We start from the raw sequence: 15,471 nt of genomic DNA, 5'->3' as shown, positions 1-15,471 counted from the left end.
GATACACCTTCGGATGTGTGCAACACGCGATGTCAGTACTGCGGCAGCGGGATGAATTCCTTGTCGTCGCCCGGAATGGTGCCGAAGCGGCCGGCCTCCCAGTCGTGCTTGGCCTGTTCGATACGTTCCTTCGAGCTGGACACGAAGTTCCACCACAGGTGACGCGGGCCATCCAGCGGCTCGCCACCGAACAACATCGCCTTCACCGGCGTCTTCGCGCGCAGGCGGCCACGCGCACCAGCCTCGGGGATCACCAGGTGCTGGGCAGGGATGTCCACGCCATCCAGCTGCGCGTCGCCTTCGAGGATGTACAGCGCGCTCGCGGTGGCCGTTGTCGATATCGATTTCCGCATCCGGGTCGAGGTCGATCGCCACGTTGAGCGTATCGGCGAATACTTTGACCGGCGATTCCTCGCCATAGGCGCGGCCGGCGATTACCCGCAGCCAGACACCATTGCGGCGCTGCTCGGGCAGGGTGGCCGCGGCATGGTGGTAGAACGCCGGCTCGATTTCCTCATGCGACTTCGGCAGTGCGACCCAGGTCTGCATGCCGTGGATCGGGTTGTCGTGATCGCGGTCTGGTTGCGGCGTGCGTTCGGAATGGGCGATGCCGCGGCCAGCGGTCATCCAGTTGACGTCACCGGGACGGATCACCTGGTCCGAACCCAGCGTGTCGCGGTGGCCGATCGCGCCCGACCACAGGTAGGTGACGGTGGCCAGGCCGATATGCGGATGCGGGCGCACGTCGATGGCCGTGCCGGGATGCATGAGCGCCGGGCCCATCTGGTCGACGAACACGAACGAGCCGATGCTGCGCGCCTGCAGGGTGGGGACGGCGCGACGGACTTCGAGTCCGCCGATGTCGTGCACGCGCGGGGCGATGATGGTGGTCATGCGGGCGTTCTCGCTGGCAGGGATCAGGTGATCAGCATCGCATGCAGCGGTGACGGGGACATGCCCCGTATGGGTAACAGGTTGTTCCGTAGAGTGGAGCTTGCTCGACTGGGGTTCCAGCCAACGGCGCAGCCCCTCGTGGCTGGTTGCTTGGTCGTGTAAAGCAAAAGCCGCGCTTGGCCGGGCGGGGTGGGTTCGCGGGGGACGCCGTGAATCCGTCCTTGGAGGCTTGGCCGCGGCATCCATGCCGCGGACACCCCCGCGAACCCACCCCGCCCGGCCTCTGACAGTTTCCGTGTGCGTCCAGCCACGGAGAAGAAAAAAAGAAAATCAAAATCAAACGCCGGTCGCTTCGCTCGCATCCACGCATGGCGTGGACCAAGCGTGTCGACCAAGGTCGACACCTACCAGCTCCCGAAGGTCACTGACCGTCACCGGGAAACTGTCAGGGGTGGGGCGTTGTGGGCAGGCAGGACCGTTGGCGCCATGGGCCCGAGGCATGCCTCGGGCGGGTTGGGCAGGACGCCCAACCCCGGTCTTGCCGTGTGCGCAGGACAGCGCACACGAGCAAGGCGCCATCGAGCCCCCATGGGTGAGGGCGCTTTGCTTGCGAAGCACTGCTTCGCAAGCGCCCGAACGCACAGCCGCCAGCGGCTGGGCCGGACCGCGGAGCGGGGTTTACGGCGTGTCCTGCCTGCCCACACCGCCCCGCCCAGCAAACAGAAAAGCCAGAGCCGGCTGTTGCTCCGGCTCTGGCTCTTGCTTTTGCTTCGGCGGTTGCCTCTGCGGGTGCCGGGCCGCAGGCCCGGCCGATCAACTCACACCACCGGTTCGCGCAGGGCGGGGTTGTCCCAGCCCGGGCGCGGTGCGAAACGGTCACCATGGCGCTGCTGCAGCGCCTTCAACCGCTCGACGATCGCGTCGGCACCCACCGCGCGGATGTGCTGGATCGGACCACCGCGGAACGGTGCGAAGCCGGTGCCGAAGATCACGCCGGCATCCAGCAGGTCCGCATCGGCCACCACGCCTTCGTGCAGGCAGGCCACCGCTTCGTTCAACAGCGGCAGAATCAGGCGGTCCTCCAGATCGGCCGGGGCCTGGTAATCGCTGGCCACGTCCGGCTTCTTCGGCTTGCCGTTCTCCCAGGTGTAGATGCCCTGGCCATCCTTCTTGCCGCGCTTGTCCGGTTCCACCGTCTGCAGCGCGGCCGGAATCTGCAGACCAAGGAACGGCGCCAGTTCGCGACCGACGCCGGCGGCCACGTCCAGGCCGACGGTGTCGATCAGTTCGATCGGGCCCATCGGCATGCCGAACTTCACCGCGGCCCTGTCGATCACCGGGCCCGGGATGCCTTCGGCGTAGGCAGTGGCGGCTTCCAGCATGTACGGGAACAGCACGCGGTTGACCAGGAAGCCCGGGCTGCCGGCCACCGGCACCGGGAACTTGCCCAGTGCCTTGCAGAACGCGGCCAGGCGGCGTTCGGTCTCAGGCGCCATGCCGTCGTGATGGATGATTTCCACCAGCGGCATCTGCGCGACCGGGTTGAAGTAGTGCAGGCCAGCGAACTGTGCCGGGCGCTGGATGTGGTCGCGCAGCTCCACCAGCGGAATCGACGAGGTGTTTGTGGTCAGCAGCGCATCCAGCTTCATCTTCGGTTCCAGCGTCTGGTACAGCGCACGCTTGGCTTCCGGGTTCTCGATGATCGCCTCGATCACCAGGTCGGCCTCGGCCACGCCGTTGCCTTCCAGGTCGGCACGCAGGCGCGCGGCCACCGCAGGACGCTTGCTCTCGTCGCGTACCTTCTTGGCGAACAGGGCCTGCGCGCGCTCCATGGCCGGGTCGATGAAGCGCTGCTCGCGGTCCTGCAGGGTCACGTCGAAGCCCTTGTAGGCGGCCCACGCAGCGATATCACCGCCCATCACGCCGGCGCCGACCACGTGCACGTGGCGGATGCCGGAGTCACCACCGCCGAGGCCCTTCAGGCGCTCGGTCAGGAAGAAAATGCGGATCAGGTTGCGCGCGGTCGGCGTGCTGGCCAGCTTCACCACGGCACGCCGCTCGGCATCCAGGCGTGCCTGGATCGGCTTGCCGCCGCTGCGCTGCCAGGTGCTGATCAGCGCGTAGGGCGCCGGGTACTGGTCCTTCTTGGCCTTGCGTGCGACCTGCTTGACCATCTGCGGCGCCAGCAGCGTGCGGGCCAGCCAGGTGTTGGTGGCCCAGGCCGTCGCGCTGCTTGAACGGGCGGGTGGTGCCGGACAAGGCCAGCGCGACGGCGGTGTCGAGCACCACTGCCGGTGCCACCACCTTGTCGACCAGGCCGATGCTGCGCGCGGCCGAGGCCGACAGGGTGCGGCCGGTCAACATCATGTCCATCGCCGCCGGTGCGCCGACCAGCTGCGGCAGGCGCGCGCTGCCACCCCAGCCCGGGAAGATGCCCAGCTGGGTCTCCGGCAGGCCGATGCGGGTGCTGCTGTCATTGGAGGCCACGCGGTAGCGGCAGGCCAGCGCCAGCTCGGTACCGCCGCCCAGGCAGTGGCCGTGGATGGCTGCCACGGTCGGGCAGGGCAGTTCAGCCAGCTTCTGGTAGGTGGCCTGGCCGCGACGGATGGCGTCGTTGACGGTGCCGCGGCGGTCGAACTCCTGGAACTCCTTCAGGTCGGCACCGGCAATGAAGCCGGCCTTCTTCAGCGACTGGATCACCACGCCCTTGGGCGGGTCCAGTGCAATGCGCTCGAGCAGGTCGCCCAGTTCCAGCAGCACGTCCTGCGACATGGCGTTGACGCTGCTGTCCTGACGATCCAGGGAGAGAACCACCACGCCGTCGTCGCGGATCTTGGGGTGCCAGTGGCTGAAGCGGAGACCATCGAAGCCTGAGAGCATGGACGTTCCATCCGGTTGTGTATGGAGAAGCGGCTATGATCCAGAGGTTGTTTCCCTCGCGTCAAATCCCAATAGCAGGGGAGTGGCGACCCCGGATCCATGGCCGTGGACCGGGACGCTAACGGAACGGTGGTTAAAAGCTGGTGCGGCGCCAGGTGATCGGCGACTGAACTTTTCCCGGGATTGGCAGTCTCATTGCCCGACGTCGGTTGGGCTGACAGGAGTGCGGCCCCTCATGGCCGATGTTGATACACCTCAGGAGCTGGATCTGGAACTGGTCCGGCGCGTGCAGCACGGCGAGAGCGCCGCGTTCGATGTCCTGGTGCGCAAGTACCAGCATCGCGTGGTGGCCCTGGTCGGTCGCTACATCGCCGACTGGAGCGAATGTCAGGACGTCGCCCAGGACACTTTCATCCGTGCGTACCGCGCGATTGGAAGTTTCCGCGGCGATGCCCAGTTCTCAACCTGGTTGCATCGAATCGCCGTGAATACCGCCAAAAACTACCTGGCTTCACACAATCGCCGGCCGCCGACCGATGACATCGACATCGGTGACGCCGAACAGTTCGACAGCGGGACGCGCCTGCGCGACACCGATACGCCCGAACGCGAGTTGATGCGCCAGGAACTGGAACAGACGGTGATGAAGGCCGTCAATGCGCTGCCGGAAGAACTCCGGTTGGCGATCACCCTGCGCGAGGTGGAAGGCCTGAGTTACGAAGATATCGCGCAGAAAATGGGGTGCCCGATCGGCACCGTGCGTTCACGGATCTTCCGGGCGCGCGAGGCGATCGACACCGAACTCCGGCCGCTGTTGGACATCGGCAGCGCCACCCGTGAGAAGAGCCGCGTATGACCAGTAATCCGTTCAACGAATCGCAGAACCACCAATCGCCCGCCGGACAGCGCCTGGACCAGCGCCATCGCGAACAGCTGTCGGCCCTGGTCGATGGCGAGCTGGGCGCCGACGAAGCGCGCTTCCTGCTGCGCCGGATGGAGCACGACCCCGAGCTGGCCGGCTGCCAGGAACGCTGGCAGCTGCTGGGTGACGTGATGCGCGGGCAGGCCTCGGCGCTGGCGCCGGCCGGCTTCAGCGCGGCCGTGGCCGCCGCCATCGCTGCCGAACCGGCGCCGCAGGCCGAGCCGCGCCGCGAGGTGCGCCGCAGCGGTTGGCGGGCCTGGGGCGGTGGCGCCGCACTGGCCGCCTCGGTGGCGGCGGTGGCGCTGTTCATGGGCGGCGAGAAGCTGAAGGAAGCCACCCCGGGCGAGCCGTTGGCACCGCAGGTGATCGCCAGCCAGGCCGAACTTGCGCCCGCGCCGGCGCCGACGACGCCGGCTCCGGTAACCGAAGCCTCGGTGGATACCGCCGCAATGGCCGTGGCCGGTGTACCGGCAGTGGCCATGGCCGCGGCCAGCCGACGCCAGGACACCCGTCGCGCCAGCGCTACCCGCAGCCAGCAGGCTGCGCGTGCCGCCCAGCGCGAGGACATGCCGCAACGCGCCGTGGCCGCCGCACAGGCGCCGCTGACCCCGACCGTGCCGGCCAATGCCAGCCGCAACATGCCGTTCGGTGAGGTTGGTGGCCTGCAGGCGCGACCGTGGCCGCGCTCCAGCCTGGCGCCCGCTGCCGGTGGCGCGCTCAATGCGAGCTTCCCGGCCCACGCCGGTGGCGCCGCGTTCTACCCGTTCGAGCCGCGCCTGCAGGACGACCTGCCGGTGCCGCCGCGCCCGCGCGACTGAGCCGGGCGCTTTCACGCCCCGCCGTCGGCGGGGCCCGTATTCCTCTTTCCATCCGATCCGGAGGTTGCCGTCCGATGACTCCCCGACTCCGCACGCAGGCCATGGGCCTGCTGGCCCTGACTCTGCCGTTGGTGGCCTGCGCGCAGGCCCCGGCTCCGGCCGCCCAGACCCAGGCCGCGCCGGCCGCCGCGCCGCGGGCCCCGGCCCAGCCGCTGGTCACGGGCCTGCCTGACTTCACCAATCTGGTCGAACAGGTCGGGCCTGGCGTGGTCAACGTCGACACCACCATCGTCCGCAACAACCGCCAGGCCTCGCGGGGCCCGATGGGCGGCGACGATGACATGCCGGAGTTCTTCCGCCGCTTCTTCGGCCCGGATTTCCCGATGCCGGGGCAGGGCCCGGGCGGTCCGGACGGTGGCCCCAGCATCAAGGGCCGCGGCATGGGCTCGGGCTTCATCATCTCGCCCGATGGCTATGTGCTGACCAACTACCACGTGGTGGCCGATGCCAGCGAGGTGAAGGTCAAGCTGGGTGACCGCCGTGAGTTCACCGCGAAAGTGGTGGGCAGCGACCAGCAGTACGACGTGGCACTGCTGAAAATCGACGGCAAGAACCTGCCGACCGTGCGCGTTGGCGACTCCAACTCCCTCAAGCCGGGTCAGTGGGTGGTCGCGATCGGTTCGCCGTTCGGCCTCGACCACTCGGTCACTGCCGGCGTGGTCAGCGCCCTCGGCCGCAGCACAGGTGGTCCGGACCAGCGCTACGTGCCCTTCATCCAGACCGACGTGGCGATCAACCAGGGCAACTCCGGTGGCCCGCTGCTGAACACCCGTGGCGAAGTGGTCGGCATCAACTCGCAGATCTTCTCCGCCTCGGGCGGCTACATGGGCATCAGCTTCGCGATCCCCATCGACCTGGCGATGAGCGCGGTCGAGCAGATCAAGAAGACCGGCAAGGTCACCCGTGGCCAGCTCGGCGCGGTGGTGCAGGAAATCGACGGGCTGAAGGCGCAGGCGATGGGCCTGCCGGACAGCCGCGGCGCCCTGGTCAACCAGATCGTGCCGGACTCGGCTGCAGCCCGGGCCGGGGTGAAGATCGGTGATGTGATCCGTTCGGTGAACGGCGCGCCGGTCAACAGCTGGTCCGACCTGCCGCCGCTGATCGGCGCGATGGCACCGGGCAGCCGGGTCACCCTGGGTGTGATCCGTGATGGCAAGCCGCGCGACCTCAGTGCCACCCTGACCGCACTGACCGAAGACGGGCAGGCCGGTTCGCGTGGCCCGGCCACCGGCGACAGCGATGCGGCTCCGCAGGCCGGCGCCAATGCCCTGCTGGGGCTGGACGTCAGTGACCTGACCGCACCGCAGCGCAAGCAGCTGGGCCTGGAATCGGGCGAAGGCGTGCGCATCACCGGGGTCAAGGGCCAGGGCGCGCGTGATGCGGGCCTGTCTCCGGGCATGGTGATCCTGCAGGTGGCCAGCACCCAGGTCGGCAGCGTGGACGCGCTGAACCGTGCGCTTTCCAGCTACAAGAAGGGTGACGTGGTGATGCTGCTGGTGCGCACCGGCAGCGGCAACAGCGCGTTCGTCGCGGTCAAGGCCGGCCAGTAAGGCCTGCCGGGGCCGCTTCGGCGGCTCCTGCTTTTCCCCGAAGCCCCGCCCTGGCGGGGCTTCGGCCATTCCGGGCCCGGTCCGATGAGGCCGTTTTCGCGGGCGGGCGCCGGGCATGCGATAATCGACCGTTACCCTGACGACGCCGCGCGCCGCCGCCACCTATGTCTTCTGATTCGATGCGGAACATCCGCAACTTCTCCATCATCGCCCATGTCGACCACGGCAAGTCCACGCTGGCCGACCGCATCATCCAGCTCTGTGGTGGCCTGCAGGCCCGCGAGATGGAAGCGCAGGTGCTCGACTCCAACCCGATCGAGCGCGAGCGTGGCATCACGATCAAGGCGCAGTCGGTGTCGCTGCCGTACCTGGCCAAGGACGGGCAGACCTACCATCTGAACTTCATCGACACCCCCGGCCACGTCGACTTCTCCTATGAAGTCAGCCGCTCGCTGGCCGCCTGCGAAGGCGCGCTGCTGGTGGTCGATGCGGCCCAGGGCGTGGAAGCGCAGTCGGTGGCCAACTGCTACACCGCCGTGGAGCAGGGCCTGGAAGTGGTGCCGGTGATCAACAAGATCGACCTGCCCACCGCCGACATCGAGCGTGCCAAGGCCGAGATCGAGGCCGTGATCGGCATCGACGCCTCCGACGCCGTGCCGGTCAGTGCCAAGACCGGCCTGAACGTGCAGGACGTGCTGGAAGCGATCGTGCATCGCATCCCGCCGCCGAAGCCGCGCGACACCGACAAGCTGCAGGCGCTGATCATCGACTCCTGGTTCGACAACTACCTGGGTGTGGTCTCGCTGGTGCGCGTGATGCAGGGCGAGATCAAGGCAGGTGACAAGCTGCAGGTGATGTCCACCGGCCGCAACCACCAGGTCGACAACGTCGGCGTGTTCACCCCGAAGCGCAAGGTGCTGCCGGCGCTGCGTGCAGGTGAAGTGGGTTGGGTCACCGCCAGCATCAAGGACGTGCACGGTGCGCCGGTTGGCGACACCCTGACCCTGGCCGGCGACCCGGCACCGAAGCCGCTGCCGGGCTTCCAGGAAATGCAGCCGCGCGTGTTCGCCGGCCTGTTCCCGGTCGATGCCGAGGACTACCCGGACCTGCGCGAAGCGCTGGACAAGCTGCGCCTGAACGATGCCGCGCTGCGTTTCGAGCCGGAAAGCTCCGAGGCGATGGGCTTCGGCTTCCGCTGCGGCTTCCTCGGCATGCTGCACATGGAAATCGTGCAGGAGCGCCTGGAGCGCGAATACAACCTGGACCTGATCAGCACCGCGCCGACGGTGGTGTATGAAGTCCTGAAGACCGATGGCTCGATCATCAACATGGACAACCCGGCCAAGCTGCCGCCGGTGAACCAGGTCGAGGAGATCCGCGAGCCGATCATCCGTGCCAACGTGCTCACCCCCGAGGAGTACATCGGCAACATCATCAAGCTGTGCGAAGAGAAGCGCGGCAGCCAGATCGGCATCAACTACCTGGGCAGCCAGGTGCAGATCAGCTACGAGCTGCCGATGGCCGAGGTGGTGCTGGACTTCTTCGACAAGCTGAAGTCGGTCAGCCGTGGCTATGCCTCGCTGGACTACCACTTCGTGCGCTTCGACGCAGGCCCGTTCGTGCGCGTGGACGTACTGATCAACGGTGACAAGGTCGATGCACTGTCGCTGATCGTGCACCGCAGCCATGCCGACCGTCGCGGCCGCGAGCTGTGCGAAAAGATGAAGGACCTGATCCCGCGCCAGATGTTCGACGTGGCCATCCAGGCCGCCGTCGGCTCGCAGATCATCGCCCGTACCACGGTCAAGGCCATGCGCAAGAACGTGCTGGCCAAGTGCTATGGTGGCGACGTTTCGCGCAAGAAGAAGCTTCTGGAAAAGCAGAAGGAAGGCAAGAAGCGCATGAAGCAGGTCGGCCGCGTGGAGATCCCGCAGGAAGCGTTCCTGGCCGTGCTGCAGATGGACAACAAGTAAGCCCGCACCGGCCCTGCGGGGCCGGTCGTCTGGTGACGTTGCAAAGGACCCTGAATGAAACTGTTTGAGATCCTCCTGGTCGTGCTGACCCTGGCCTCGGGCCTGATCCTGCTCGCGGACAAGCTGTACCTCGCCAAGCGTCGCGCCCAGCGCGCGGGCCTGCTCGATTCCGAGCCGGTGCTGGTGGACTACTCGCGTGCGTTCTTCCCGGTGCTGGCGATCGTGCTGATCGTGCGCAGCTTCATTGCCGAGCCGTACAAGATCCCGTCCAGCTCGATGATGCCGAACCTGCTGATCGGCGATTTCATCCTGGTCAACAAGTTCTCCTACGGCCTGCGCCTGCCGATCAGCAACACCAAGTTCGTGCCGGTGGGCGAGCCCTCGCGTGGTGACGTGGTGGTGTTCCACTTCCCCGGCCATGGCGAGAACGATCCGGCCAAGGGCGAGAACTTCATCAAGCGCGTGATCGGCGTGCCGGGCGACACCGTGGTCTTCGAAGGCGACGGCGTGATCCTCAACGGTGAGCCGCTGAAGTACGACAACAAGGGCATCTACGCCGGCCACAAGGGCCAGGGCGAGGGCGCCAACCTGCTGGTCGAGCACCTGCCGGGCCGCACCCACACGGTGCTGGAGACCGACTATCCGCGTGGCCAGGGCCAGTGGACCGTGCCGGCCGGCAAGTACCTGGTGATGGGCGACAACCGCGACAACAGCGACGATGGCCGTTTCTGGGGCCTGCTGCCGGAAGAGAACCTGCGTGGCAAGGCATTCCTGATCTGGCTGAACTGCCAGGGCTGGTTCTGCAAGGATGGCTTCGAGCCGTCGCGGATCGGCTCGAGCATCAACTGAGCGGGCACCAACTGAGTATTTTCACATCCAACGCGTATCTGGGGAGAACGCAATGAAGACGATGAACACGCAGCGTGGCATGACCCTGACCTCGTTCCTGACGGTCCTGATCGTGGTTGGCTTCTTCCTCTACATCGGCATGAAGCTGTTCCCGATGTACCAGGAGTACTACGCGGTGCGCTCGGCGATGAAGAGCCTGGCCAACGAGCCGGGCGTGGGCAGCATGGAGCCGGCGCGCATCCAGGACCTGTTCTTCAAGCGCCTGTACATCAACTATTCGGACAACGTGAAGCCGGCCAACGTGAAGTTCGACCGTCGCGACAATGGCTGGACCCTCAAGGTCAACTACGAAGTGCGCCGTCAGCTGATCGGCAACCTCGATGTGGTTGGCAAATTCGATTCTTCCCAGGACCTGACACGAAGCGGTGCCCAGTAAATTCATCCAACGTGGCGACCTGATCGGTCATGCCTTCAGCGACCCGGCCCTGCTCAAGCAGGCGCTGACGCATCGCAGTGCCGGTGCGCCGCACAACGAGCGCCTGGAGTTCCTCGGCGACAGCATCGTCAACATGATGGCGGCCGAGGCGTTGTACCGACGCTGGCCCAAGGCCGACGAAGGCGCGATGACCCGTGCCCGTGCCGAGCTGGTGCGTGAAGGCGCGCTGGCGGTGATCGGGCGCACCCTGGAACTGGGCGAACGGCTGACCCTGGGCCCGGGCGAAATGAAGTCCGGCGGTCATCGTCGCGACTCGATTCTGGCCGACGCCGTGGAAGCCGTGGTGGCCGCGATCTACCTGGATGCCGGCTTCGAGGCCTGCCGGGCGGTGGTACTGCCCTGGTTCAGCGCTTCGATCGAGGCACTGCCGGCTTCCGGTCGGCCCGAGAAGGACCCCAAGACCCGCCTGCAGGAATGGCTGCAGGCCCGACAGAAGGCGTTGCCGCAGTATGAACTGGTGTCAGAATCCGGTGACGACCACGCCAAGCACTTCCGGGTACGCTGCAACGTAGCCGACCCGGCCGCCAGCACCGAGGGCGAAGGCGCCTCGCGGCGGCTTGCCGAACAACAGGCGGCTGCAGCCGTCCTAGAACAACTGGATTCCAAGTGAGCGAACAAACTTCCCATCATTGCGGCAGCGTGGCCGTCATCGGCCGCCCGAACGTGGGCAAATCGACCCTGACCAATGCCCTGGTCGGCGCCAAGGTCAGCATCGTTTCCAACCGCCCGCAGACCACGCGCCATCGCCTGCTGGGCATCGCCACCTATCCGGAAGGCCAGCTGGTGCTGGTCGACACCCCCGGCCTGCACAAGGTGCAGAAGCGGGCGATGAACCGGGTGATGAACCGCGCCGCGCGCGGCTCGCTGGAAGGCGTCGATGCCGGCCTGCTGGTGATCGAAGCCGGTCGCTGGGACGAGGAAGACAGCCTGGCCTTCAATGTTCTGCGCGACGCCGGTATCCCGGTGGTGCTGGTGGTCAACAAGATCGACCGGCTGAAGGACAAGGGCGCGCTGCTGCCGTTCCTGCAGGAAGTCACGGCCGGCCGCGATTTCTCGTCGGTACATCCGATCTCGGCGCAGAAGCGCAACGGCCTGGAAGCACTGGTACGCGACGTACTGGCGTTGCTGCCGGAAGCGCCGCCGATGTTCGGCGAAGACGAGATCACCGACCGCAGCCAGCGCTTCCTGGCCGGCGAACTGGTACGTGAACAGCTGATGCGCCAGTTGGGCGAAGAGCTGCCGTATGCCACCACCGTGGAAATCGAGCGCTTCACCGAAGATGGCAACCTGCTGCGCATCGGTGCGGTGATCTGGGTCGAGCGCGAGGGCCAGAAGGCGATCGTGATCGGCAAGGGTGGTACCCGCCTGAAGGAGATCGGGGCCAAGTCCCGCCTGCAGATGGAGCGCCTGTTCGGCGCCAAGGTGTTCCTGGAGACCTGGGTGCGCGTGCGTGAAGGCTGGTCCGACGACGAGGCCGCACTGAAGGCCTTCGGTTACGAGTAAGCCGTTGCAGTCGCTTCGATGATGATCGAGGACGACACCGGCTTCGTGCTGCATGCACGGGCCTATCGCGAGACCAGCCTGCTGGTCGAAGTACTGAGCGCGCAGCATGGCCGGATCGGCCTGCTCGCGCGTGGCGTATCCACCGCCAAGGGACAGGTGCTGCGCGCGGCCCTGCAGCCGCTGCAGTGGATCCGCTTCAGTGCCCAGCAGCGGGGCGAATTGGCCCAGCTGCGGGGTGCCGAGGCACTGGATGCTGCCCCGCGCCTGGTCGGCCAGGCGATGCTGGCCGGCTTCTATCTGAGTGAATTGACCCTGCGCCTGGCCCCGCGCCAGGACCCGCTGCCGGAGTTGTACCTGGCCTACGGCGAGGCACGCGCGCGGCTGGCCGTGGGCGCCGGCCTGGCCTGGACCCTGCGCCGGTTTGAACGCGAGCTGCTGTCTGCGCTGGGCCTGGGTTTCGATCTGGACAGCGCCAGCGACGGCCAGCCGATCGACCCGGCCGCGCGCTACGAACTGGACCCACAGGAAGGCGCGCAGCGCCTGTTCAGCGAGCGCGGTGGGGAACGCCGGGCGGCCGCGACCGGCTCGGCGCTGCTGGCGCTGGCCGCCGACGAAGAGCCCGATGCCGCCGACCTGGCCAGCCTGCGCCTGCCGATGCGGCGGGTGCTGGCCCATCACCTGGGGCCACGAGGACTGAAGTCCTGGGAAATGCTCGAGCAGCTTGCACCCAGGCGTTGAGGGGTGTTCGGCAGGGCTTGCAGCCCTGCACCTGCCGAGGAAGGCACGAGCAACAGCAACAGCAACAGCAACAGCAACAGCGTGCATTCCGTGGGATGGCAGGGTGGGTCCGGTTGCGGGAGACGCCGTAAACCCGTCCATGGGGGCTTGGCCGCGGCATCCATGCCGCGGACACTCCCGCAACCGGACCCACCCCGCCTTGGACAGTTTCTCGCGAGCTGTCGGAATGGCACTCTGCTCTGGTGGGTGTCAACCTCGGTCGACACAGTAGAGCCACGCCATGCGTGGATGCGTTTCGATTTCAATTCGAAATATTTGATTCCGATTGAGATTCATCCACGCATGGCGTGGATCTACTGGCCACCGGCCAACTGTCGAAGGCGGGGCAGTGTGGGTTTGCGGGGTGTGAGCCGCATGGATGCGGCGACCAAGGCTACATGGACGTACTTGCGCCGTCCCCGCAAACCCACAGTGCCCCGCCATCCCACGGAATGCTGCTCTGGCCTTTGACGTTTGACGTTGCCCTGGCTTGAAGGCTTCGGCAGGTGCAGGGCGCAGCCCTGCCGAACAACCCTCAATGCAGCAGGGCAGCCACCGCGTCGCGGAACCCCGCCTGGGCCTGCCCGGACTCCGGCGCATGATGCAGCTGGCGCACCGCCCGCCCCAACCGCGCCGCCCCCACGAAGCCACAGCTCGCCTGCAGCCGATGCAACTGGCTGCGCAGCTGGCGCTCGTCATGCTGGTCCACCGCCTGCTCGACCGCATCGCGTACGCCCGGCAGCTCGGCCAGGAACAGCTCGCGCAGCGCGATCAGGTGGTTGCGCTGGCCATTGAGCGCGGCCAGTGCCGCAGTCTCGTCCCAGTCCTGTACCTGCAGCTCGACCGCGGCCGGCGCCTGGGCCATGACGATCCCGGCCGGGCTGTTGACCAGGGCGCGGCGCACCGCCTTCAGCAGCTGGTCGCGGCCCAGCGGCTTGACCAGCGTGTCGCTGAAACCGGCCTCGCGCAGGCGCGCATGGATCGAGGTATCACCGTCGGCGGTATGCGCCAACGCCGGGGTGTCGGGATGTGAACGGCGCAGTTCGCGCAGCAGCTGCGCGCCGTTGCCGTCAGGCAGGTTGACGTCGATCAGCCACAGGTCATGCGCGCCGGGCTCGGCGCTGGCCAGGGCACTGGCCAATGAGTCTGCGGTGTCCACGTCCGCCGGTAACGTTTCCAACGCCGCCTTGAAAAAACCGCGGCTGATGATGTCGTCCTCGACAAGCAGGAAGCGGGGCCGGCTGGCCCGCGGGGTCATCTGCATCAGGGCTGCCTCCATGTCAGCTGTTGCAATCATCAAGCACAGCGGCGGCGGGCGCAAGCGGGTCCGGACCCTGCCGGTCAGGATCTGCGACAATACGCCCCCATTTTTGCCCGCAGCCTGTTGCCACGTGGCCCGATCCCGCTCCCGCATCGACCGTACCCCGTTCCAGACCGAGATCCTCGACCTCAGCCATGATGGTCGCGGTGTCGCCCGCCGTGAAGGCGAGGGCGGCAAGGTCACCTTCGTCAGCGGCGCCCTGCCGGGCGAGGTGGTCATGGCCGAACAGACCGCCCGCAGCCGCCATTTCGACGAAGCGCGTACGGTGGAAGTGCTGCAGGCCTCGCCGCAGCGCGTCACCCCGAAGTGCCCGCACTTCGGCACCTGCGCCGGCTGCGTGCTGCAGCACCTGGACGAAGACCAGCAGATTGTCGCCAAGCAGCGCGTGCTGATGGACAACCTGGAGCGCATCGGCCACGTGAAGCCGGGCACCGTGCTGGCGCCGCTGGTCGGTGAGAGCTGGGGCTACCGGCGCAAGGGTCGCTTCTCGGTGCGCCGGGTCGAAAAGAAGGACAAGACCCTGGTCGGCTTCCGTGAACAGGATCCGCGATTCGTCGCCGACCTCAGCCAGTGCCTGACCGTGATCCCCGAGATCGGCACCAAGGTCGAGGCGCTGTCCAGCTTCATCGAATCGCTCGATGGCAAGCGTGACATCCCGCAGATCGAATTCATCGCTGGCGACCAGGCCGTGGTCCTGACCGTGCGCCACCTGCAGCCGCTCAGCGATGCCGACCGCGTGGCCTGGGCCGCCTTCGGCCAGCAGCATGGCTTCGTGATCTACCTGCAGTCCGGTGGCGTGGATACCGTGCAGCCGCTGGACGGGCAGGGCGTGCCGCTGTCGTTCCGTCTGGCGCCGTGGGATGTCGAACTGGCGTTCCGCCCGCTGGACTTCATCCAGGTCAATGCCAAGCTCAACGAGAAGATGATCGCCCACGCCCTGGACCTGCTGGAGCCGGGTGAGGACGAGCGTGTGCTGGACCTGTTCTGCGGCCTGGGCAACTTCACCCTGCCGCTGGCGCGCCGCGTGCGCGAAGTGGTCGGTGTGGAAGGCGATGCTGGCCTCGTCGCGCGGGCCCGTGAGAATGCCGAGCGCAACGGCCTGACCAACGCCCAGTTCTTCAGCGCCGACCTCACCCAGGACCAGCGCAGCACGCCGTGGATGCGCCAGGGCTTCGACAAGCTGCTCTTGGATCCGCCGCGCTCGGGCGCGATCGAAGTGCTGCAGCAGCTGCCGCTGAAGCAGTTCAAGCGCATCGTCTACGTCAGCTGCCACCCGGGTTCGCTGGCACGCGATGCCGGCTATCTGGTCAACGAACAGGGCTTCACCCTGGTCAGCGCCGGTGCCATGGACATGTTCCCGCACACCGCACACGTGGAAAGCATCGCGGTATTCGAGAAGCGCTGATCGGCTGTCATGCCCATCGCGCA

11 protein-coding genes and 2 pseudogenes are annotated in these 15,471 nt (G+C 67.0%); 10 read left to right on the top strand and 3 right to left on the bottom strand.

Translation table 11 applies throughout. The features are described 5' to 3' along the window. Nucleotides 1-32: 32 nt before the first annotated feature. Nucleotides 33-894: pseudogene (locus ACZK2V_RS17025) on the bottom strand (pirin family protein). A gap of 818 nt (nt 895-1,712) precedes the next feature. Then, a pseudogene (locus tag ACZK2V_RS17020) lies at nt 1,713-3,774 on the bottom strand (3-hydroxyacyl-CoA dehydrogenase NAD-binding domain-containing protein). A 235-nt stretch (nt 3,775-4,009) separates the two neighbouring features. Here ACZK2V_RS17020 and rpoE point away from each other — a divergent pair. From rpoE to recO, 9 genes are all read left to right on the top strand, one after another. Next, nucleotides 4,010-4,630, top strand: a complete 621-nt coding sequence (gene rpoE / locus ACZK2V_RS17015) for an RNA polymerase sigma factor RpoE (protein WP_010482816.1) — start codon at nt 4,010-4,012, stop codon at nt 4,628-4,630. Beyond that, entirely contained in the window at nt 4,627-5,514 is an 888-nt protein-coding gene (locus ACZK2V_RS17010; protein WP_049421254.1) for a sigma-E factor negative regulatory protein, read from the top strand. Before rpoE ends, ACZK2V_RS17010 begins: the two co-directional genes overlap by 4 nt. Before the next feature lie 74 nt (nt 5,515-5,588). Further along, on the top strand, nt 5,589-7,124 hold the full coding sequence (locus tag ACZK2V_RS17005) for a DegQ family serine endoprotease (protein WP_032129850.1): 1,536 nt from the start codon (nt 5,589-5,591) through the stop codon (nt 7,122-7,124). A gap of 179 nt (nt 7,125-7,303) precedes the next feature. Further along, the gene (gene lepA, locus ACZK2V_RS17000) at nt 7,304-9,097 is read left to right on the top strand and encodes a translation elongation factor 4 (protein ID WP_032129849.1); all 1,794 of its coding nucleotides are present in this window, start codon (nt 7,304-7,306) and stop codon (nt 9,095-9,097) included. A gap of 54 nt (nt 9,098-9,151) precedes the next feature. Next, nucleotides 9,152-9,946 (top strand): signal peptidase I, encoded by a 795-nt coding sequence (gene lepB, locus ACZK2V_RS16995; protein ID WP_032129848.1) that lies wholly within the window; start codon nt 9,152-9,154, stop codon nt 9,944-9,946. Between the two features lie 52 nt (nt 9,947-9,998). Further along, nucleotides 9,999-10,382, top strand: coding sequence for a DUF4845 domain-containing protein (locus tag ACZK2V_RS16990; protein WP_010482821.1), 384 nt, complete (start codon nt 9,999-10,001; stop codon nt 10,380-10,382). Beyond that, nucleotides 10,372-11,052, top strand: coding sequence for a ribonuclease III (gene rnc / locus ACZK2V_RS16985; protein WP_032129847.1), 681 nt, complete (start codon nt 10,372-10,374; stop codon nt 11,050-11,052). The genes ACZK2V_RS16990 and rnc overlap by 11 nt, the downstream gene beginning before the upstream one ends. Then, nucleotides 11,049-11,945: a GTPase Era gene (era, locus tag ACZK2V_RS16980; RefSeq protein WP_010482823.1), complete on the top strand. Its 897-nt coding sequence runs from the start codon at nt 11,049-11,051 to the stop codon at nt 11,943-11,945. Before rnc ends, era begins: the two co-directional genes overlap by 4 nt. 18 nt (nt 11,946-11,963) lie before the next feature. Next, on the top strand, nt 11,964-12,683 hold the full coding sequence (gene recO / locus ACZK2V_RS16975; RefSeq protein WP_049421256.1) for a DNA repair protein RecO: 720 nt from the start codon (nt 11,964-11,966) through the stop codon (nt 12,681-12,683). Nucleotides 12,684-13,257: 574 nt separating this feature from the next. On the opposite strand, the gene ACZK2V_RS16970 is transcribed toward recO, so the two are convergent. Further along, nucleotides 13,258-13,986, bottom strand: a complete 729-nt coding sequence (locus ACZK2V_RS16970; protein WP_032129364.1) for a response regulator — start codon at nt 13,984-13,986, stop codon at nt 13,258-13,260. 127 nt (nt 13,987-14,113) lie between these two features. Here ACZK2V_RS16970 and rlmD point away from each other — a divergent pair, with 127 nt between their 5' ends. After that, on the top strand, nt 14,114-15,448 hold the full coding sequence (gene rlmD / locus ACZK2V_RS16965) for a 23S rRNA (uracil(1939)-C(5))-methyltransferase RlmD (RefSeq protein ID WP_049421257.1): 1,335 nt from the start codon (nt 14,114-14,116) through the stop codon (nt 15,446-15,448). The last annotated feature ends 23 nt before the right edge of the window (nt 15,449-15,471 follow it).

This window comes from Stenotrophomonas sp. 93052_Sma, assembly GCF_056481145.1.
This window is presented reverse-complemented; position numbering and strand designations above follow the sequence as displayed.